Origin of the sequence: Corynebacterium humireducens NBRC 106098 = DSM 45392 (genome assembly GCF_000819445.1) — a bacterium.
In the GTDB taxonomy this organism is placed as follows: Bacteria; Actinomycetota; Actinomycetes; order Mycobacteriales; family Mycobacteriaceae; genus Corynebacterium; species Corynebacterium humireducens.
The window spans coordinates 1,474,031-1,493,719 of the sequence record NZ_CP005286.1; the positions used below are offsets into that span (position 1 = coordinate 1,474,031).

The 19,689-nt window shown below is 70.7% G+C and carries 16 protein-coding genes; 2 read left to right on the plus strand and 14 right to left on the minus strand.

Features of this window, described 5'->3' with window-relative positions:
- Positions 1–17: 17 nt before the first annotated feature.
- From B842_RS07345 to aspS, 11 genes are all read right to left on the minus strand, one after another.
- Positions 18–560, minus strand: a complete 543-nt coding sequence (locus B842_RS07345) for a shikimate kinase (RefSeq protein WP_040085941.1) — start codon at positions 558–560, stop codon at positions 18–20.
- Entirely contained in the window at positions 561–1,781 is a 1,221-nt protein-coding gene (aroC, locus tag B842_RS07350) for a chorismate synthase (protein ID WP_040085942.1), read from the minus strand.
- A 12-nt stretch (positions 1,782–1,793) separates the two neighbouring features.
- Entirely contained in the window at positions 1,794–2,219 is a 426-nt protein-coding gene (locus B842_RS07355) for a prepilin peptidase (protein WP_040085943.1), read from the minus strand.
- A 10-nt stretch (positions 2,220–2,229) separates the two neighbouring features.
- Positions 2,230–3,072 (minus strand): shikimate dehydrogenase, encoded by an 843-nt coding sequence (locus B842_RS07360; protein ID WP_040085944.1) that lies wholly within the window; start codon positions 3,070–3,072, stop codon positions 2,230–2,232.
- The gene (gene mltG / locus B842_RS07365; RefSeq protein WP_052437808.1) at positions 3,069–4,268 is read right to left on the minus strand and encodes an endolytic transglycosylase MltG; all 1,200 of its coding nucleotides are present in this window, start codon (positions 4,266–4,268) and stop codon (positions 3,069–3,071) included. Before mltG ends, B842_RS07360 begins: the two co-directional genes overlap by 4 nt.
- Positions 4,265–4,777, minus strand: a complete 513-nt coding sequence (gene ruvX, locus B842_RS07370; RefSeq protein ID WP_040085945.1) for a Holliday junction resolvase RuvX — start codon at positions 4,775–4,777, stop codon at positions 4,265–4,267. The genes mltG and ruvX overlap by 4 nt, the downstream gene beginning before the upstream one ends.
- 165 nt (positions 4,778–4,942) lie before the next feature.
- Positions 4,943–7,609, minus strand: coding sequence for an alanine--tRNA ligase (gene alaS, locus B842_RS07375; RefSeq protein ID WP_040085946.1), 2,667 nt, complete (start codon positions 7,607–7,609; stop codon positions 4,943–4,945).
- 135 nt (positions 7,610–7,744) lie between these two features.
- Positions 7,745–8,155 (minus strand): hypothetical protein, encoded by a 411-nt coding sequence (locus B842_RS07380; RefSeq protein WP_040085947.1) that lies wholly within the window; start codon positions 8,153–8,155, stop codon positions 7,745–7,747.
- Positions 8,156–8,209: 54 nt separating this feature from the next.
- Entirely contained in the window at positions 8,210–9,553 is a 1,344-nt protein-coding gene (locus B842_RS07385) for a replication-associated recombination protein A (RefSeq protein ID WP_040085948.1), read from the minus strand.
- Between the two features lie 8 nt (positions 9,554–9,561).
- Positions 9,562–10,794 carry a phosphotransferase family protein gene (locus B842_RS07390; protein WP_040085949.1) on the minus strand — a complete coding sequence of 411 codons (1,233 nt, stop codon included), beginning with the start codon at positions 10,792–10,794 and terminating at the stop codon, positions 9,562–9,564.
- Between the two features lie 3 nt (positions 10,795–10,797).
- The gene (gene aspS / locus B842_RS07395; RefSeq protein ID WP_040085950.1) at positions 10,798–12,624 is read right to left on the minus strand and encodes an aspartate--tRNA ligase; all 1,827 of its coding nucleotides are present in this window, start codon (positions 12,622–12,624) and stop codon (positions 10,798–10,800) included.
- A 154-nt stretch (positions 12,625–12,778) separates the two neighbouring features.
- On the opposite strand from aspS, the gene ypfJ reads away from it, so the two are divergent.
- Positions 12,779–13,651: a KPN_02809 family neutral zinc metallopeptidase gene (gene ypfJ, locus B842_RS07400; protein ID WP_040085951.1), complete on the plus strand. Its 873-nt coding sequence runs from the start codon at positions 12,779–12,781 to the stop codon at positions 13,649–13,651.
- 36 nt (positions 13,652–13,687) lie between these two features.
- Here ypfJ and B842_RS07405 read toward each other — a convergent pair whose 3' ends face one another.
- Positions 13,688–15,763 (minus strand): YhgE/Pip family protein, encoded by a 2,076-nt coding sequence (locus B842_RS07405; RefSeq protein WP_040085952.1) that lies wholly within the window; start codon positions 15,761–15,763, stop codon positions 13,688–13,690.
- Position 15,764: 1 nt separating this feature from the next.
- On the minus strand, positions 15,765–16,427 hold the full coding sequence (locus B842_RS07410; protein ID WP_052437809.1) for a hypothetical protein: 663 nt from the start codon (positions 16,425–16,427) through the stop codon (positions 15,765–15,767).
- An 84-nt stretch (positions 16,428–16,511) separates the two neighbouring features.
- On the opposite strand from B842_RS07410, the gene B842_RS07415 reads away from it, so the two are divergent.
- Positions 16,512–17,069, plus strand: coding sequence for a TetR/AcrR family transcriptional regulator (locus tag B842_RS07415; protein ID WP_040085953.1), 558 nt, complete (start codon positions 16,512–16,514; stop codon positions 17,067–17,069).
- Here the strand turns inward: B842_RS07415 and B842_RS07420 are convergent.
- Positions 17,023–19,686, minus strand: coding sequence for a DEAD/DEAH box helicase (locus B842_RS07420; RefSeq protein WP_082028404.1), 2,664 nt, complete (start codon positions 19,684–19,686; stop codon positions 17,023–17,025). The two genes, B842_RS07415 and B842_RS07420, sit on opposite strands and share 47 nt — an antisense overlap.
- Between the last annotated feature and the right edge of the window lie 3 nt (positions 19,687–19,689).

Here is a 19,689-nt window from a genome sequence, read left to right on the forward strand (position 1 = left end):
CTTACTGCGGCGGGCGTCTACAGGGTGTCGAGGAAGCCGAGGATGTCGGCGACGGACTGCTGCGGGGTGCGTCCGTCGGTGCGGACCCGGAAGTCCGCCACCTCATGGTAGAGCGGTGCGCGCTGCTCCAGCAGGTTGCGGTAGTGCGCGGCGGGGTCCTCGGAGGCGAGGACGGGACGGGTGGCCTCGTGGGCGGTGCGGCGCACGCCCTCCTCGACGGAGACGTCGATCCACACGACGCAGTGGCCGGCGAGCAGCTCGCGGGTGGAGTCGGTGAGCACCGCTCCCCCGCCGAGGCTCACGACGCCGCCGGTGGTCAGCGCCTCCGCGACGTGGCGGGCCTCCAGCTCGCGGAAGGCGGGTTCGCCGAGGTCGCTGAAGACGTCGCCGCAGGAGTGGCCCGTCTCCTCCTCGATGAGCTGGTCGGAGTCGACCAGCGGGAGGGACAGGGCGCGTGCCAGGCGACGCCCGATAGTCGACTTGCCGGCCCCGGGCGGGCCGACGAGGACGACCTTGGGGCGGGCGTGGCAGACGGCGGCGCTGAGGTCCGGGGTGGTCACCTAGGCCTCCCCGTCGTCCTGGAAGCGCAGTCGCTCGGCGACGTACTCCTGGTACGCCTCGATGTTGCGGCGGGTCTCCGCGATGGAGTCACCGCCGAACTTCTGCAGGACGGCACGGGCGAGCACGAGGGTCACCATGGCCTCGGCGACGACGCCGGCGGCCGGGACGGCGCAGACGTCGGAACGCTGGTGGATGCCGGTCGCGGCGGAGCCGTCGGCCATGTCGACGGTCTTCAGCGCGCGCGGCACGGTGGAGATCGGCTTCATCGCGGCGCGGACGCGGAGGGTCTGGCCGTTGGTCATGCCGCCCTCGAGTCCGCCGGCGCGGTTGCTGAGGCGGTCGACGCCGTCCCCGGTGCGCACCATCTCGTCGTGTGCCTCGCTGCCGCGGCGGCGGGCCTCCTCGAAGCCGTCGCCGACCTCGACGCCCTTGATCGCCTGGATGCCCATGAGGGCGGCGGCCAGCTGCGCGTCGAGACGGTCCTCGCCCGAGATGTGCGAACCCAGGCCGATGGGCAGGCCCTCGACCACGACCTCGACGATGCCGCCGAGGGTGTCGCCGGCCTTCTTGGCGGCCTCGATCTCGGCGATCATGGAGGCCTCGGCCTCCTTGTCGAAGGCGCGCACCGGCGACTCGTCGATGGCCTCCAGGTCGGCGAAGGTCGGCTCGGGGCCGGTGTAGGCCTCGGAGCGGCCGATGGAGATGACGTGGCTGAGCACCTCGACGCCGAGGGTCTCACGCAGGAAGTTGCGGGCGACGGTGGCGGCGGCGACGCGGGCGGCGGTCTCCCGGGCGGAGGAACGCTCGAGGATCGGGCGGGCCTCGTCGTGGTCGTACTTGATCATGCCGGCGAAGTCGGCGTGCCCCGGGCGCGGGCGGGTGAGCTTGGCTCCCCGGCCGGAGGTCATCGCGGCGGCGACCTCCTCGTCCTCCATGTCGAGCGGGTCGGCGGACATGATGGTCGTCCACTTGGGCCACTCGGTGTTGCCGATCATGATCGCGATCGGGCTGCCGAGCGTCTTGCCGTGGCGGATGCCGGTGAGCAGGGTGAGTTCATCGGCCTCGAACTTCATGCGCGCGCCACGGCCGTAGCCGAGGCGACGGCGGGCGAGCTGCCAGGAGATCTCTTCCCGGGTCACGGGGACACCGGCGGGCATGTGTTCAAGCAGGGCAACCAGGGCCTGACCGTGGGATTCCCCTGCTGTAGTCCATCGAAGCATGCGGACAGTATCTCATGAGTGGCAAGTCACACCGGCCATGACTCCCGAAAGCACGGCGATCAGTGCCCCCACCAGCATGGACGGCCCGTGCGGCACGACCTCCGCCCGCGTGACGACGCCCCGTCCCACCGTCACCGCCGACGCCGTCAGCACCGCGAGGATCACCGCCCCCACGCCGCCTGCGGCGGCGGCCAGGGTGCCGAGGCTGAGGGCGAGTTTCACGTCCCCGCCGCCGATGCCCCGGCCGGGCAGGTGGAACGCGGCCCAGGCCACTCCCCCGAGGGCCACGGCCGGTTCCGTGAGCAGCGCACCCGCCAGCGCCCCGCCGGCCGCGGGCAGGGTGTACCGGTCGGGCAGGCGGTGGTGGCGTTCGTCGACAAGCACCAGGGCCACGGCCCACCCGACGATGACCGTGACCGCTCCCCCGAGGATCCACACGCCCCGCAGACTACTGCAGGGACGCCTCCAGCGCGCGGCGCATGGCGGCCCGCGGGGCGGGGCGTCCGGTGAACTGCTCGAACTGGCCGTAGGCCTGGTGGGCGAGCATGATGTGCCCGCCGACGGTGAGGTACCCGTTGGCGGCGGCCGCCACCGTCAGCGGGGTGGGCCAGGGCTCGTAGATGACGTCGAGGATCGGGGCGTGCGCGAGCGCCTGCTCATGGCCCTCGACGGCCGCGGAGGGCACCGTGGAGACGATGACCTCGGCATCCGCGGCGGCGGCCCGCAGGTCGGTGTCGAAACCCCGGAAACGGAACTCCACGCCGAAAGGCTCCAGGAGGGGGGCCAGCTCGGCGCTGCGGTCGGAACGGTTGATCACCGTGATGTCCTCGACCCCCGCGTTCGCCAGCGCCCAGAGGGCGGGACGGGCCGTGCCGCCGCCGCCGATGACGAGCGCGCGGCGGGTGGTCGCCAGGCGCTCCCCCAGCAGCTCGTCGAGGGCCCCGGAGATGCCGTCGCAGTCGGTGTTGTCGGCCCGCCACCCCGCCTCCGTGCGGACGAGGGTGTTGGCGGAGCCGATCTGACGCGCCCGGTCGGTGACCTCGTCGGCGAACTCGAGGGCCGCGAACTTGGCGGGCATGGTCACCGAGAAGCCCCGGTACGTCTCGTCGGCCTCCCCGACGATGCGGGGCAGGTCCTCGGCGGTGCACTCGATGCGGGTGTAGTCCCAGTCGGACATCCCCAGATCCTCGTAGCCGGCGTTGTGCAGGATCGGCGAACGCGAGTGCTCGATCGGCGAGCCGAGCACCGCCGCGCGGTACCGGATGTCGGGGGCGGTCAGCGGGTGGCTCATCGGTTCGTGTCCAGGACGCCGGACTCCAGGGCCTGCTGCACGTCGGCGAGGTGCTCCTCGAAGGTGTCGTTGAACACCGTCGTGCCGTCCTGGTCGACCGTGACGAAGAAGAGCCAGTTGCCCTCCGCCGGGTTCTCCATGGCGGTGATCGCCTCCATGGAGGCCGCCGCGATCGGGGTCTCCGGCAGACCGTCCTTCGCGTAGGTGTTCCACGGGGTGACCATGGCGCGGTCCTCGTCGGTGGTGGCGACCTCGACGTCGGGCAGACCGTAGTTGACGGTGGAGTCGAACTCGAGACGCATCGGCTCCTCGAGGCGGTTGAGGATCACGCGGGCGACCTTGTCGAAGTCACCCGCCGGGGCCTCACGCTCCACCAGCGACGCCGCCGTGAGCAGCTCGTACGGGGTCAGCTCGAGCGCGCGGGCACGCTCGACGATGCCGGTGTCGTTGAACTGGCGGGCCGAACGGGTGATGAGGTCGGTGATGATGCCCTCGGCGTCCAGCTCCGGGTTGACCACGTACTGGCCCGGGACGATGAGCCCCTCGAGGCGCTTCGGGTCGTTGCCGCGGGCGGCGACCGCCTCCCGGGCCCACTCCGGCACACCCAGGGAGACCAGGTCGGCGTTCGCGCCGACCTGCTCCAGCTCGGCGGCGGAGATGCAGTTGGTGGAGCCCTCGGTGCAGGTCACCCGGGAGATCTGGGAGTAGATGCCGGGGCGGGTGCTGCCGCCGACCACGGTGACGTCGAGAAGGGTGGAACCACCGTGGATGTCGAGGAGCTCCACGCGGTTGGCCGGGTCCAGCAGTGCCTGGACCGCGGCGGCCGCGGACATCTCCCCCTGCAGACGGTAGAAGCCCGGCTGGATGTTGCCGGCGTCGGGGTTGTTGGCGGCGGCGGTCTGGAAGGCGGAGTCGGTCTTGACGATGCCGCGCTCCTCCAGCTCCGGGCCCAGCTGCGACACCGAGGACCCCTCGGGGATCTCGACGAGCTGGTACACGCCGTTGCCGCTGCCCCGGTAGTCACGGTCGGCCACGGTCTCCCCGCCCCCGGAGATCTGCACCCCGATGTAGATGACGGCGCCGATGAGCAGCACCAGCGAGGCGATGAGCACGGCTAGACCACGCTGGCGGCGCTTCACGTACTTCGGGTCCATGCGACGGCCACCGCGGCCGCGCTGCTGGGTGCTAGTGGTCATGGATGCAGCTCCTGTGGGTTGTCGGCAGCTCGCGCGTCGAGCCAGGACTGGAGGATCTCGACTGCGGCCGCCTGATCGATGACCTTACGGCCGTCCTTCTCCGAGACACCGGAGGCCCGGAGCGCGGCGGTGGCGGCGACGGTGGTCAGCCGCTCGTCGGCCATCCGCACGGGAATGGACCGACCCGCGTTGCTCAGGCGGCGGTGGAGGCGGAAGGCGATCTCCTTCGCATGCTTCACGCTCACCGAACCGTGCCCCTTGAGGGTCCGGGGCAGACCCACGACGACCTCGACGGCGTCATACTCGTCGATGATCTCCAGGAGACGGTCGATGTCCCCCTTGTCGCGGTCCTTGAAGCCGGTCTCCCGGGCGACGGTCTCCACGGGCATCGCCAGCCGGGCGTCACGGTCGGACGCGGCCACGCCGATGCGCACGGTCCCCACGTCGAGACCGATGCGGCGTCCGGGGCCGGGATCGTCGGCGCCGGGGGTGTCCGGGGTGACCTTCATGTGGTGACGGTGACCTTTCGTGGAGTGGTTGCGTGGTGCGCCTTAAACGTATCCGCCCTCCCAACGATGACATGACATGAACCCCGGCGTGTCTCAGGACCTTCCCAGGGGTTACCCCCAGGAAGGTCACAGCCGCTACACCGGAATTCAGGATACTCAGGCCACCTAGAGGCCGGCGAGCTCCTCGCGCACGGCGCGGAAACCGGCGTCGAGACCCTCGGCGTTCGAGCCGGAGCCCTGCGCCATGTCCGGCTTGCCGCCGCCGCGGCCGTCGACGTAGCCCGACAGCAGCTTGACCAGCTCACCGGACTTCACGCCCAGCTCGATGGCCTCCTTGGTGGCGCCGACGATGAACGGCAGCTTGCCGCCGTCCGCCGAGGCGAGCACCACGACGCCCGGCTTGCCCGCCAGGCGGCCGCGCAGGTCGGTGGCGACGGTGCGCAGGTCACCGCCGGAGACGCCGTCCGGCAGGCGGTGGGTGAGCACGGTGAACTGCCCGGCCTCCACGGCCTGGTCGAGCAGCGCACCGGTCTGGGAGGCCAGCTGCTGACGGTGCAGGTTGGCGATCTCCTTCTCGGCGGCACGCAGCTTCTCGGTGAGGGAGGCGATGCGCTCCGGCAGCTCCTCGCTGGGGGCCTTGAGGGAGGCGGCCAGGCCGGAGGCCAGGGCGGCCTCCTTGGACAGGTAACGGAAGGAGTCCATGCCGGAGTAGGCCTCGATGCGGCGGGCGCCGGAACCGACGGAGGACTCGCCGAGGACGGCGACGGGGCCGATCTGGGAGGTGTGCTCCGTGTGGGTGCCACCGCACAGCTCGATGGAGAACGGGCCGCCGATCTCGACGACGCGGACGTCGTTGCCGTAGTTCTCGCCGAACAGGGCCATGGCACCCATCTTCTTGGCCTCGTCGAGGGTGGTCTCGATGGTGTTGACGGGGAAGTCCGCGTCAACGGCCTGGTTGGCGATGGTCGAGATCTCCTCCAGCTGCTCCGGGGTGAGCTGCTCGGTGTAGTTGAAGTCGAAGCGCAGGTAGCCCGGGCGGTTGAGGGAACCGGCCTGCACGGCGGTGGGGCCGAGCACCTCACGCAGTGCGGCGTGGATGAGGTGGGTGCCGGTGTGGGCCTGGCGGGCGCCGTGGCGCCATGCCTCGTCGACCTCGGCGCTGACGCGCTGGCCGAGCTCGATGCCGCCGGCGGTCACCTTCGCCTTGTGGACCCACAGCTTCTTGCCGACCTTCTGGACGTCGTTGACCTCCAGGATCGTGCCCTCGGAGACCAGGCGGCCGCGGTCGGCGGTCTGGCCGCCGGACTCGGCGTACAGCGGGGAGACGTCGAGGATGACCTCGACGTCGTCGCCCTCCACGGCCTGGGTGACGGACTGGCCGTTGATGACCAGGCCGAGGACGGTGGCGTCGGCGGTGAGGTCGGAGAAGCCCACGAACTCGGTCGGGTTGTTGTCGACCCACTCACGGTAGACGGAGACGTCGGCGTGGCCGTGCTTCTTGGCCAGGTTGTCGGCCTTGGCGCGGGCGCGCTGCTCGCTCATGGCGGCCTCGAAGCCGGCGACGTCGACCTCCAGACCGGCCTCGGCGGCCATCTCCAGGGTGAGGTCGAGGGGGAAGCCGTAGGTGTCGTGCAGGGTGAAGGCGTCCTCGCCGGAGAACTGGGTGATGCCCTGCTCCTTGATGGCGGAGGCGGCCTCGTCGAAACGGTGGGTGCCGGACTCCAGGGTCTTGAGGAAGGCGCGCTCCTCGGTGACCGCGGTGCGGATGATGCGCTCGCGGTTCTCGGCGATCTCCGGGTAGGACGGAGTCATGGTGTCCATGATGACGGTCATGAAACGCTCCATGGTCTCACCCGTGGCGCCGAGCAGACGGGCGGAGCGGATGATGCGGCGCAGCAGACGACGCAGGATGTAGCCGCGGCCCTCGTTGGAGGGGGTGACGCCGTCGAGGATGAGCATCATGCCGGTGCGGGAGTGGTCGGCGATGACGCGGAAACGGATGGCGTCCGGGCCGTCGCCCTCGTACTTCGCGCCGGTGATCTCCTCGGCGGCGTCGATGACGGGGCGCAGGAGGTCGGTCTCGTAGACGTTGTCGACGCCCTGCAGCAGGCAGGCGACACGCTCGACGCCCATGCCGGTGTCGATGTTCTTCTTCGGCAGGTCGCCGATGATCTCGAAGGTGTCCGGGCCGGTGCTCTTGCCGCGCTCCTTCTCCATGAAGACCAGGTTCCAGATCTCCAGGTAGCGGGTGTCGTCGACGGCCGGGCCGCCCTCGGCGCCGTGCTCGGGGCCACGGTCGAAGTAGATCTCGGAGCAGGGGCCGCACGGGCCGGGCACGCCCATGTGCCAGTAGTTGTCGGCCATGCCGAGGCGCTGGATGCGCTCCGCCGGGATGCCGACGACGTTCTCCCAGATGTCGGCGGCCTCGTCGTCGTCGAGGTAGACGGTGACCCACAGGCGCTCCGGGTCGAGGCCGTAGCCGCCCTCGGACACCGGGTTGGTCAGCAGCGCCCAGGCGTGCTTGATGGCACCCTCCTTGAAGTACTGGCCGAAGGAGAAGTTGCCGGCCATCTGGAAGAAGGTGTTGTGGCGGGTGGTGATTCCCACCTCGTCGATGTCGAGGGTGCGCACGCACTTCTGGATGGAGGTGGCGGTGCCGTTCTTGAAGGGCGGGTTCTGCTCACCCAGGAAGTAGGGCTTGAACGGAACCATGCCGGCGTTGACGAACAGCAGGTCCGGGTCCTCGAGAATCAGCGAGGCGCTGGGCACGGCCTCGTGGCCGGCCTTGACGAAGTGGTCGGTGAAACGCTCCCGGATCTCATGGGTCTGCACGGGCGTGGTCCTTCCAGGGGTTGGCAGTTCTTACAACGGCCCCACTTTACCCCCTGGGTACGCCAGACAGCGGAAGAGCCCTGGCTGAGGGCCTGCAGCTCCGCCACGCCCACCGGGCACAGGCGACCGGTGCCCTTAGGGGCGGCGCACCATGAATCCGAGCTGCCCGACGTAGAGGTGCTCCCCCTCCAGGTGGAAGCCCAGTTCAGTGCTGCCGTCGCAGTTGTTCCCGAGGCTCGGCTTGGAACGCATGCGGGCGAGGAAGACGTCGACGTCCTCGCAGGGGACGCGGATCCAGAAGCCCTGGTCACAGCTGCGGTACTTCTCCCGGATACCCGGTGGCAGCCACGGATTCTCGCGCCAGCCCTCCAGGGCCGGACCCTCCCGCGCGAACTGGCGCGCGGCCTCTGTCTGACGCACCGACCCGGAGGGGTAGATGCGCCGGAGTTCGGCGATGTAGTGGGTGGCGAGCGTGGTCAGGTCCGGGTAGCGGCTGCAGCTGCGGGCGACCGCCTGGGTCGGGGAATCTCTGTGTAATGTCCTCATATTCCTATGTTATATGGACTTGCCACGGAAAGTTATGGTTTTCACAGACAGAATTCAGCGGCCACGTACAATGCGCCGCAGCCGCCCGATGTAGTCGGCGATGCGCTTCTCCGCGCCGTGCGGTTTCGGCTCGTAGTAGACGGCGTCCGCGAGCTCCTCCGGCAGGTACTGCTGCGTGACCACCCCACGCGGATCATCGTGCGGGTACACGTAGCCCACGGCGTGACCGAGCTTCTTCGCCCCCTCGTAGTGCCCGTCCCGCAGATGCGGCGGCACATGCCCGATCCGCCCCTCCCGGACGTCCTGCTGCGCCCGGTTGATGGCCTCGTAGACGGCATTCGACTTCGGGGCGGTCGCCAGGTGGACCGTCGCCTGCGCCAGGGTGAGCCGCGCCTCGGGCAGACCGATGAGCGCCACGGCCTGCGCCGCCGCCACCGCCGTCTGCAGGGCGGTGGGATCGGCCATGGCGATCTCCTCGCTCGCCGCGATCACCAGCCGCCGGGCGATGAACCGCGGGTCCTCCCCCGCCTCGATCATGCGCGCCAGGTAGTGCAGCGCGGCGTCGACGTCCGAGCCGCGGATCGACTTGATGAAGGCACTGACCACGTCATAGTGCTGGTCCCCGTCACGGTCGTAGCGCACCACGGCTCGGTTGACGTTGTCACGGATCACCTCCGTGCTTATCGACGCCCCGTCGGCCACCGCCTCCGCGGCGGCCTCCAGGTACGTCAGGGCACGGCGGGCGTCCCCGCCCGCGAGGAGGACGAGCTGCTCGAAGGCGGCGTCGTCGATACGCACGCGACCGGCGAGCCCCCGCTCGTCGTGCAGCGCGCGGGTGAGGACGTCGCGCACGGCGGCGTCGTCGAGCGGCTGCAGCTGCAGCAGCAGCGAGCGCGACAACAACGGGGCGACCACGGAGAAGGAGGGATTCTCGGTGGTCGCGGCGACGAGCAGGACGGTGCGGTTCTCGACGGCCGCGAGCAGCGCATCCTGCTGCGTCTTGGAGAAACGGTGGACCTCGTCGATGAACAGGACCGTGCGCTGCCCGTGGATGAGGTCGCGGCGGGCGCGGTCGATGACCTCGCGGACCTGCTTCACGCCCGAGGTGAGCGCGGAGAGACCGACGAAGTTCTGGTCGGTGGCCGTCGAGATGAGCGACGCGATCGTCGTCTTGCCCGTGCCCGGCGGCCCGTAGAGGATGACAGAGGCCTCCCCCGCCCCCTCGATGAGGCGGCGCAGGGGGCGGCCGGGGCCGAGCAGGTGCTCCTGCCCGGCGACCTCGTCGAGGGTGCGCGGGCGCATCCGCGCCGCGAGCGGGGCATGGTCGCCCACGCGGAAGAAGTCGGAGCCGTGGCTCTCGGCCACCGGCTCGTCGCCGAAGAGCGCGTCCTGTCCCACCGGCCCCCCTAGCGGACCGGCAGCCCCGGCTCGGCGACCCGGTCGGCGATGCCCTGACTGAAGGCGGCGATGACGCCGTAGGACGGGTCCGTGCCGCGGGCGGCGTAGCGGGCCAGCGCCTCGAAGGTCTCGAAGATGTCGCGGCGCACGACGATCTCCTCGGCCGTGAACGGGCCGTGCGAGGCCGGGCGCAGCAGATCAGTGACACCCTCGACGGTGTTCGGGTCGATGTGCTGGTCCTGCTCCTCCGCCTCGTGCAGGACGGCGACGGCCGCCGACATCGAGCCGAAGTGCAGCAGCGCCACACTCGACAGGGCCCAGCCCAGGAGGGCGGCCATGATGCGCGAGTGCAGGTGCGCCTCGTTCTTCACGTTCGGCCACAGACGGTCGACCTCGTGGGACCAGGCGTCGACGAAGACGTCGGCCTCGTCGTCCGAGATCGGGTGGCTGAACAGGAACTGGGGGAACCCGGCGATGACGCACGCCAGGTCGAAGGACACGTCCCGGAAACCGGCCCACTCGTAGTCGAGGAAGTGGGTCGTCTCGGAGACGATGATGTTGTCCGGAGACAGGTCGAAGGGCGTGAACGCCCGGTGGTGCGCCGAGAGCAGACGGTTGCGGCCGTCCGCGGCGAACTGGCTCACCAGGTCCGGGATCTCGATGCCGGCGCTGCGCAGCAGCTCCTCACCGATCTGGATGGACTGGATGAGGGCGGCGTCACGGAGCTTCTGGATCTCCGAGGACTCCGGGTGATTCCGCAACATACGCGTGAACAGGATGTTGAAGTCCTGCTCCCGCTCCGCCGTGCCCGCGTGCATGCGCCCCAGAGCGGTACCCAGGTTGCGCAGGATCGAGACCCGACGCTCCGGGTCCTCGAGCTCCAGCAGATCGGCGAAGGTGTCGCCGTCGCCGGAGTCCGTGAGCACGATGATGCGCTGGGTCACGTCGTAGGCGAGCAGGACCGGACCGGGGCGCACCTCCTCGCTCAGCGAGGTGGTGAACTGGTAGGAGACGATCTCCCGGACGAGGGCCGCGTCATCCAGCCGGTCGCCCGTCTCGGGGACGAACTTGAGGATGACGGAGCGCTGCTGCAGAAACGGCGACGATGCGACACGTGCGCGGAGTACCACCGCGCTGCCGGATCCGCTCAGCTGCGTCACGTCGGTCAGCTGCTGCGTACCTCCGAAACGCCGCGAGAGCAGGTCCTCGGCGATGTCGACGATGTCGGCGGGCTTGAGCATTGCTTAGGCCTTCTCACCCTTCTCGGGGGCCGGCTTGCCACCCTGCTGGGCAGGCTTGGCCGGCTTGGCGTCGATGCCGGCCTCCTTGCGCTGCTGCGCGGTGATCGGGGCCGGGGCCTCGGTCAGCGGGTCCACGCCGCCACCGGACTTCGGGAAGGCGATGACGTCGCGGATGGAGTCGAAGCCGCCGAGCAGGGAGACGATGCGGTCCCAGCCGAAGGCGATACCGCCGTGCGGCGGGGCGCCGAAGGCGAAGGCGTCGAGAAGGAAGCCGAACTTCTCCTGCGCCTCCTCCGGGGCGATGCCCATGACGTTGAAGACACGCTCCTGGACGTCACGCTCGTGGATACGGATCGAACCGCCGCCGATCTCGTTGCCGTTGCACACGATGTCGTAGGCGTAGGCGGTGGCCTCGCCCGGGGTCTCGTCGAAAGTGTCCTTCCACTCCGGCTTCGGGGAGGTGAAGGCGTGGTGGACCGCGGTCCAGGCGGAGGAGCCCAGGGCGACGTCGCCGGAGGCGGTGGCGTCGGCGGCCGGCTCGAACAGCGGGGCGTCGACGACCCAGGTGAAGGCCCAGTCGCCCTCCTTGATCAGGCCGAGCTTGTCGGCGATCTCCCCGCGGGCGGCACCGAGCAGCGCGCGGGAGGACTTGGCGTCGCCGGCGGCGAAGAAGATGCAGTCGCCCGGCTTCGCGCCGACGTGCTCGGCGATGCCGGCACGCTCCTCGTCGGTGATGTTCTTGGCGACGGGGCCACCCAGCTCGCCGTCCTCGCCGACGAGGATGTAGGCGAGACCCTTGGCGCCGCGCTGCTTGGCCCACTCCTGCCAGCCGTCGAGCTGACGACGCGGCTGGGAGGCACCACCCTCCATGACGACGGCGCCGACGTAGTCGTTCTTGAACACGCGGAAGGTGGTGTCCTTGAAGAACTCGGTGCACTCGGTGATCTCGATGTCGAAGCGCAGGTCCGGCTTGTCGGAGCCGAAGCGACGCATGGACTCGGCGTAGGTGATGCGCGGGATCGGGGTGGTGATCTCGTAGCCGATGAGCTTCCACAGCTCGACGAGGATCTCCTCGGCCAGGGCGATGACGTCGTCCTGGTCGACGAAGCTCATCTCGACGTCCAGCTGGGTGAACTCCGGCTGGCGGTCGGCGCGGAAGTCCTCGTCGCGGTAGCAGCGGGCGATCTGGTAGTAGCGCTCCATGCCGGCGACCATGAGCAGCTGCTTGAACAGCTGCGGGGACTGCGGCAGGGCGTAGAAGGAGCCCGGCTTGAGGCGTGCCGGCACGAGGAAATCACGCGCGCCCTCCGGGGTGGAGCGGGTCAGCGTCGGGGTCTCGATCTCGGTGAAGTCGTGGTTGTCCAGGACGCGACGGGCGGCACGGTTGGCCTCGGAGCGCAGGCGCAGGGCCTGTGCCTGGCGGTCGCGGCGCAGATCCAGGTAGCGGTACTTGAGGCGGGTCTCCTCGCCGACCTCGCCGCCCTGGGAGGAGTCGTCGATCTGGAACGGCAGGGCCGCGGCCTCGTTGAGGACGGTGAGCTCGGTGACGTTGAGCTCGATGTCGCCGGAGGCCAGGTTCGGGTTCTCGGAGCCCTCCGGGCGCGGCTCGACGACGCCGGTCACCTGGATGCAGTACTCGGAACGCAGGTCGTGGGCGCGCTCGGCGACCTCGGACTCACGGAAGACGACCTGGGCGAGGCCGGAGCGGTCACGCAGATCGATGAAGATGACTCCTCCGTGGTCGCGGCGGCGGGCCACCCAGCCCGTCAGGGTCACGGTCTGGCCAGCGGATTCTTTGCGGAGGTCGCCCGCGAGGTGAGTGCGCAGCACGTTCGTTCTACGTCCTTCCAGGATGTGTCACAGAAATGGTCGGCAACTGCCCCCGCTCGGCGGGCAGTCGTGTTCTCCGGGGAAGTGTACCCCGCCCCGAAACCGACCGGTCCACTCCCCCACGGGCACGTGTGATCTATGGCATTATCAACACATGACCTTCCGTAAAGACGCCAACGTCACTGGTGGTCGCCGAGCCACCACGGGCGGCAGTGGCGGACGCATCGCCGCCGGCGGCGGTATCGGCTCCCTTCTGCTCATCGGGCTGTTCCTCCTGATGGGTGGAAACCCCTCCGACATCGGCGGCATGCTCGGTGGCGGACAGTCGGGCGGTGGCCCCGAGAGCACCCTCGAGCACTGCAACACCCCCGAGGACGGAAACAAGCACGCGGACTGCCGCGTCGACTTCACCGCCCAGTCGGTGGACCAGATGTGGGCGACGATGCTGCCCCAACAGGCCGGCATCGAGTACCGCGAGCCGGGCCGTGTCGTGTTCGAGAACGTGGTCGCCTCCGGGTGCGGCCAGGCCACCTCGGCCACCGGCCCCTTCTACTGCCCGGCCGACCAGTCGGCCTACTTCGACGTGTCCTTCTTCGACCAGCTCAACCGCATCGGCGGCACCAACTCCCCGCTGGCGCAGATGTACATCGTGGCCCACGAGTTCGGCCACCACATCCAGCAGCTGGAGGGCACCCTGTCCCTGTCCAACTACAACGACCCCGGCGAGGACTCCAACGCCGTGAAGATCGAGCTGCAGGCCGACTGCTACGCCGGCATCTGGGTCGCCCACGCCGACAAGGGCGAGAACGCCATGCTGGAGCCGATCACCCGCGAGCAGGTGGCCGGCGCCATCGACACCGCGCGTGCCGTGGGTGACGACAACATCCAGAAGCGCTCCGGCGGCGAGGTGCGCCCGGACCTGTGGACCCACGGTTCCTCCGAGCAGCGCCAGAACGCCTTCCTCACCGGCTACAACGAGGGCACCATGGCCGCCTGCGACACCCTGGAGCGCGGCGTGTACCGCTAGGTGCCCCCGCTTCTCGACGCCCCCTGCACCCCGAACTCACACCGTGAGTTCGGGGTGCAGGTCCTTGGCCATGATGGTGCGGGCGCCGCGGGCGGCCAGGGAGGAGACGACCCACGCCCCCAGGCCGACGCCGAGGAGGACGACCACGGCCTGCCCGGCGCGGTGGTCGGCGCTCCCCCACCCACCGATGATGGTGTGGCGGAAGAGGTTGACGCTGAAGGTCATGGGGTCCCAGGTGTGCACCCACCGGAGGAGGGCGGGCTGGGTCTCCGCGGGATAGAGCCCGCCGGAGGACACCAGCTGCAGGCCCATGAGGATGAGGTTGACCACACGCCCGGCGGTGGCTCCCACGACGGCGTTGACGGCCTGGGTCACGGCCACGAACACCGCGGACACGCCCCACAGGGCGAACAGGAGCATCACCGGGTGGGCGACGTCGATGCGGATGAGCTGCGTGAGCACGACCCACACGAGCAGGGCCTGACCGGTGCCGACCACGAGGCCGGGCAGGTAGCTGGCCAGCACGGCACGGAAGGGGGCTGTGCCGGAGTCGACGGCGCGGCGCTGCAGCGGGTGGAGCACCATCCACATGACGGTCGCCCCCATGAACATGGCCAGGCTGAGGAAGAAGGGGGCGAGTCCGGTGCCGAAGGTGGTCATGTCGTGGGCCGTCAGTTCGCGGGTGACCGGTGTCGCGGCGGAGCGGGAACCCGCGTCCAGGGAGTCCCCCTCCCAGCGCGGGACGTCCTCGGCGGCCCCGCGCAGGCGGAGGCTGAGCTCCCCGGCGCCGGCGTCGAGTTCGCCCAGGCCGCTGTTCAGCGTCCGGGAGCCGGCGTCCAGTTCCACCAGTCCGTCGCGCAGGGCGGAAGCCCCGATGGTGAGCTGGGTGCTGCCCTCGGCGAGTCGGCTGGTGCCGTCGGCCAGCGAACGGGTACCGATGACCAGCTGGGTCGACCCGTCCTGGAGCTGGCGCAGCCCCTCGGCCAGCTCCTGTGAGGCGGTGGCGGCGTTGTCCACGCCGCTGCGGTACCCCGAGTCCGGGTCGGAGAGCTGGGTGGCGATCTGCCGGGCGCCCTCCTGGAGCGCGGTGAGCTGCCCCGCGGTCTCTGCACCGATGCCCTGTTCCCGGACCTGGGCCGCAGCCTGATCGACCTGGTCGGCCAGGCCGACGGCGGCGGGGAGGCCCGACTGGCGCAACTGGGTGGACACGGTGATCAGCGGGGCGAGCACGTTGTCCTGCAGTGCGGTCGCCGAGGCTGCGACGCCGCCCACGGCGTCGACACCCGCGGAGACCTGACGGGCCCCGGCGGCCAGTTGGTCGGTGGCGGCCTGCAGCTGGCCGAGGCCGTCGGCGAGGCGGGCGGAGCCGTCGGTGGCGGTCGCCAGGCCGGCGTCGAGACGCTCGGCGCCGTCGGCGAGAAGGGCGGCGCCGTCCGCGGCCTCACCGGCACCCTGCCCGAGGCGGGTGGAGCCGTCGGCCAGGTCGTCGGCACCGGCGCGGGCCCGGTCACTGCCTGCGGCGAGTCGGGCGGAACCGCTGGCGGCACTGCCTGTCCCCTCCGCCAGCTGCCCGGCTCCGTCGGCGGCCTGGTCCAGTCCGGTGCCGATCGTGCCGTAGCCGACGAGGAGACGGTTGGTGATCGCCTCTCCCAGCTGCGCGTTGATCTCCTCGAGCATGATCGTGGTGATCTGGTTGCCCAGCACCGTCGGGATGAGGCCGTTGGTGTTGTTGAACGCCACGTTGAGGGTCGCCTGCTCCGGAGCCCCGGAGTCGAGGCTGGTCACGGCGTGGCTGAAGTTCCGCGGGATCTCCACGGCGAAGTAGTAGCTGCCGTCGGAGACGCCGTCCCGGGCCTCCTCCGCGGGGACGAGGTGGAGATCGACCGCCTCAGCGTCGACGAGCGCGTCGGCGATCTCCCCGCCGATCTCGCCGTCGTCGGAGTTGACCAGGGCGACCGGCAGCCGGTCGAGGTGACCGACCGGATCCTGGTAGGCCCACACGAACAGTCCGCCGAAGATGAGCGGCAGGCACATGATCACCACCAGCGCCAGCGGCGGGAGGGTGCCGCGGCGGAAGCGGCGGAGTTCGGTGCCGATGTGCAGGAGCGACATGTCAGGCCACCTCGGTCAGCTCGGGGAGAAGGGGGACGTACCGGTCGTCCGTGTCCGGCTCGACGGGGTTGACCGTGCTGACCACCACCGGCAGGTCCCCGCTCAGGGGCCGGAGGCGGGCGATCATGCGGTCGCGCAGTTCCAGGGAGCGCAGCTGGTCGATGTCGTCGACGACCAGGGCGGAGGCGTTCTCCCGGGCCAGCAGGGCCAGCATGATCCGCAGGGCGAACCGTTCGGAGACGGGCAGGTCCTGAACCGGGGTCCGGGGGTCGGGGTCGAGGTCGAGCCGGTCACAGAGGGTGGCCACCCGGTCGTCGGAGAACACGTCGCGCGGGATCGGCCGCCAGAAGGGGCGCGACCAGGCGAGCTGCTCGCGGACGACGTCGCGCACGGGCACGAGGCGTTCCAGGCTGTCGACGGGGGTGGCGCCGGCGAGCGCCACCCGGGGGAACAGGTCGCGGGGTGCGGTCGCCTCCCCGAGGTGGACGCTGCCGCCCCGTGCTTTCCGACGCCCCGCCAGCGTCAGGCTCAGCGCGGTGGCGTAGTTCTCCCGCGCGGTGTGGAGGAGGGTGAGTCCGGGGCCGGTGGTGAAGGTCCACGGCCCGCCGGTCTGGTCCTCCCCCACGGTGAGGTCGACTGTGCGGAGGTAATCCACGGTGGTCACGTCCTTTTTGCTAAGCGGAGGATTAACTATCACTTCTGGAGCGCTATAGTTCTCCCCTGAACCCCGATTGTCAAGGAGGCACCCATGCGAGCCGATGCCCTAGTCCGCCGCCGCCTGCTCATCGACGCCGCCACCGAGCTCTTCTGCACCACCCACCCCGCGGAGGTCACCCTCGAGGCGGTCGCGAAGAAGGCGGGGGTCGGGATCGCGACGCTCTACCGCAACTTCGCCGACCGTGAGGAGCTCATGGTCGAGTGCGCCGCCTCCGCCCTGCGCCGGGCCGTCGCCATCGCCCAGCAGGCGCTCGCCGACTTCGCGGACGACCCGGCCGCCGCCTGGGAGGGATTCGTGCGCGGCCTCGTCGACCTCGGCGTCGGTCCCCTCGTCCCCGCGCTGGCCCCCGAGCACCTCACCGAGCTGCCCCCGGCCGTCAACGCCGTCCGCGACGAGCTGGCGGGCAGCATCTCCGACCTGCTCAGCCGCGCCCAGGAGGCGGGGCTGGCCGACCCCTCCCTCAGCGGGCCGCAGTTCATGGCCCAGCTCATCGTGATCACCCGCCCCCCGATCAGCGGGGTCCTCGATCTCGACCCGGACGTCACCGACCGTCTGGTGACGGCCCTGCTGCTGCCTCCGGCCCGCTGAAGCCCAGCCGCTCCCGCTCCGCCCTGATGATGGCCTCCGCGAGCTGTCCCTCCGTGACGTCCACGGCGTCGTCCACCTGCGCGGACTCTGAGGGGCGGGCGTAGGCGTCGAAAAGCTGCGTCTTGCCGGCGAGCATCTCCACCATGCGCTCGTCGACGGTGTCGTCGCCGATGAGGCGGTGCACCAGCACCGTGGAGGTCTGCCCCATGCGGTGGGCGCGGGCGATGGCCTGCGCCTCGATCGAGGGCTTGACCTGGGGCTCGACGAGGATGACCACGGACGCGGCCTGGATGTTGAGTCCGGTGCCGCCCGCGGTGATCTGGGCGATGAGGGCCGAGCCGGCGGGGGCGGCCGCGAGGTCGTCGATGAGCTCCTGACGGGCGGCCGGGGAGACCTGCCCGGAGAGCCGCCCGACGACGCGGTCCCCCAGCTCCTCCTCGAGGCGGTCGAGCACGTCGAGGAAGTAGGTGAAGATGAGCACGCGCCGGTCGGCCTCGGCGGCCTCCTCGACGATCTCGCGGATGCGCTCCAGCTTCGCGGGCACCGCCTTCGGGGTGGTCATGGCGGCGCGGCGCATGGCCATGAAGTTCCCGGCGCGCACGGCCTCGGCGTAGTGGCGGTGGTCGGCCGGGGTGAGGTCGATCCAGTCGGTCTGTTCGAGGCGCTCGGGGAGTTCGTCAAGGACGTCGGCTTGATTGCGGCGCAGGTAGGCCGGGGCGATGTGCCGGCGGAAGTCCGCGGCCTGCATCGTCGACATGCCCGTGGTCAGCAGGTCGGGGGCCACGAAGCCGACGAGCGTGGCGAACTCCTGGACGCGGTTCTCCAGCGGCGTGCCGGAGAGCAGCAGGGCGTGCGAGGCGGCGTCGATGAAGCGGCGCACCGCCTTCGTGCGGCCGGTGGAGGGGTTCTTGATCATGTGGGCCTCGTCGACGACGACGAAGTCCGGGTGGCGCAGCTGCGTGGTGCGCGCGCCGTCGTAGGTGAGCAGGCAGATGCCGCCGGTCTCCTCCCACGCCCGGACGGCGTCGACGCGGTCGGTACCGTGGGCACGGTAGACGGGCAGGTCGGTGAAGCGGCGGGACTCGCGCTCCCAGTTCGTCATCACCGACGCCGGGCACACCACGAGGGTGTGCCGCCGCCCCTCGGCGTAGAGGTGCGCGGCAGCGGCCAGCGCCTGGACGGTCTTGCCCAGGCCCATGTCGTCGCCGAGGATGACCTTCTCCTGCACGAGGGTGAAGCGGGCGCCGAAGGACTGGTAGCCGCGCAGGTGCAGGTCGGTCAGGTGGGTCCGGTCGAGGCGGAGGGCGCGGATCCGCTCGAGGACGTCGGCCGCCAGGTCGTCGCCGCCCTCGACCTCCAGGTCGAGCAGGGTGGCCAGCAGCGCCTGGTAGTGGGCGGGTCGGCTGAGGTAGTCGGCCCACGTGTCCCCGGAGAGGCTCACCGGGCGGGCCGGGGCGAGGATGTCGGGGTTGACTTGGGCCCAGTCGATGTCGTCGCTGAACTCACGCCACTCGGGTGAGCCGGGGTCGGCGAGCACGTCCCACAGTCCACCGGTGGCGGGAACCTTCTCCGCGTACGCGAGGATGCGGCGGCGGCGGGCGCGCTGGATCTCGTCGAGGACGTTGATCTGGTCGAACTGCGCCAGCAGCCGGACCAGTCCGGTGGCCGCCCGGGTGGGTGTGTCGCCGATGCCGGTGGTGTGCGTGCCGACGGCCTCCTGCCGCAGCGTCTCCGCCGCCGCGCGCAGGCGGCGGGCGGTGGTCGCACCGATGCCCTGGATCTGGGTGAGGCGGCCGGTGGGCATGGCCAGGACGTCGGCGACGGTGAACACGCCGATGTCCTCGAGCCCGGCGAAGCGCAGGCGTTCGTTGGTGGCGGTGCGCAGCGCGTCGACGGGCAGCTGCCGCAGGAGGATCTCCGCCCTCTCCGCGGTGAGGGCCGTGAGCAGCCGTTCGGCCTGCTGCCGCAGCGCCGGCTCGGAGTGCGGGTCGGCGGCCAGGGCACGCGCCCGGGACAGCACGTCCGCTTGCCGTGTGGCGTCGTGCTGGTGCAGTGTCCGGCCCGACGCGCCGAGGGCCTTGCCCACCCGCTCCCGCGCCGCCGCCAGCAGGTGCTCGGGCGTGCCGTGGCTGCCCGGGTGGAGGTGCACGCCGCGGGACTGCAACTGGTCGGCCTGTCCGGCGATGTCCAGGTAGGTGCGGATGTCCAGGTCCAGCGCGCGGAAGGAGTGGTCGTACAGGCGCGCCTGCAGGTCGGTGGCCGCGGTCCGCGCCTGGGCCAGCCGGGCGCCGCCGAAGAGTCTGCCGAGCAGACCCGGCGCGGCCCCCTCAGCCTGGCTCCGGAGGGAGGTGAGGACGGCGGCGGCCGCCAGGTACTGGCGGATGCGCCCCCAGGAGTTGGGCAGGCGGTCGAGTTCCACGGAGGAGTAGAAGCCGGCGGGCCAGGTGACCGCCCCCGGCGGGAGGAGGTGGCAGGTCTCCCCCAGGGCGACGGCGCCGCGGGTGTCCGGGGTGAGGCGGGGGGCGTCGATACGCCGGGACGCCTCGGTGGCACGGTGCAGGACGTCGTCGGCCTCCCGTAGGAGGGCGTCGAGGTCGGCGCGGGTGAAATCAGCCATGGT

What these genes read in the sequence shown, in the direction of transcription:
- ruvX (WP_040085945.1), bottom strand. Translation starts at nt 4,777, where the DNA reads ATGAAGGTCACCCCGGACACCCCCGGCGCCGACGATCCCGGCCCCGGA.
- mltG (WP_052437808.1), bottom strand. Translation starts at nt 4,268, where the DNA reads ATGACCACTAGCACCCAGCAGCGCGGCCGCGGTGGCCGTCGCATGGAC.
- aroC (WP_040085942.1), bottom strand. Translation starts at nt 1,781, where the DNA reads ATGCTTCGATGGACTACAGCAGGGGAATCCCACGGTCAGGCCCTGGTT.
- B842_RS07380 (WP_040085947.1), bottom strand. Translation starts at nt 8,155, where the DNA reads ATGAGGACATTACACAGAGATTCCCCGACCCAGGCGGTCGCCCGCAGC.
- B842_RS07390 (WP_040085949.1), bottom strand. Translation starts at nt 10,794, where the DNA reads ATGCTCAAGCCCGCCGACATCGTCGACATCGCCGAGGACCTGCTCTCG.
- B842_RS07415 (WP_040085953.1), top strand. Translation starts at nt 16,512, where the DNA reads ATGCGAGCCGATGCCCTAGTCCGCCGCCGCCTGCTCATCGACGCCGCC.
- B842_RS07360 (WP_040085944.1), bottom strand. Translation starts at nt 3,072, where the DNA reads ATGAGCCACCCGCTGACCGCCCCCGACATCCGGTACCGCGCGGCGGTG.
- ypfJ (WP_040085951.1), top strand. Translation starts at nt 12,779, where the DNA reads ATGACCTTCCGTAAAGACGCCAACGTCACTGGTGGTCGCCGAGCCACC.
- B842_RS07420 (WP_082028404.1), bottom strand. Translation starts at nt 19,686, where the DNA reads ATGGCTGATTTCACCCGCGCCGACCTCGACGCCCTCCTACGGGAGGCC.
- B842_RS07405 (WP_040085952.1), bottom strand. Translation starts at nt 15,763, where the DNA reads ATGTCGCTCCTGCACATCGGCACCGAACTCCGCCGCTTCCGCCGCGGC.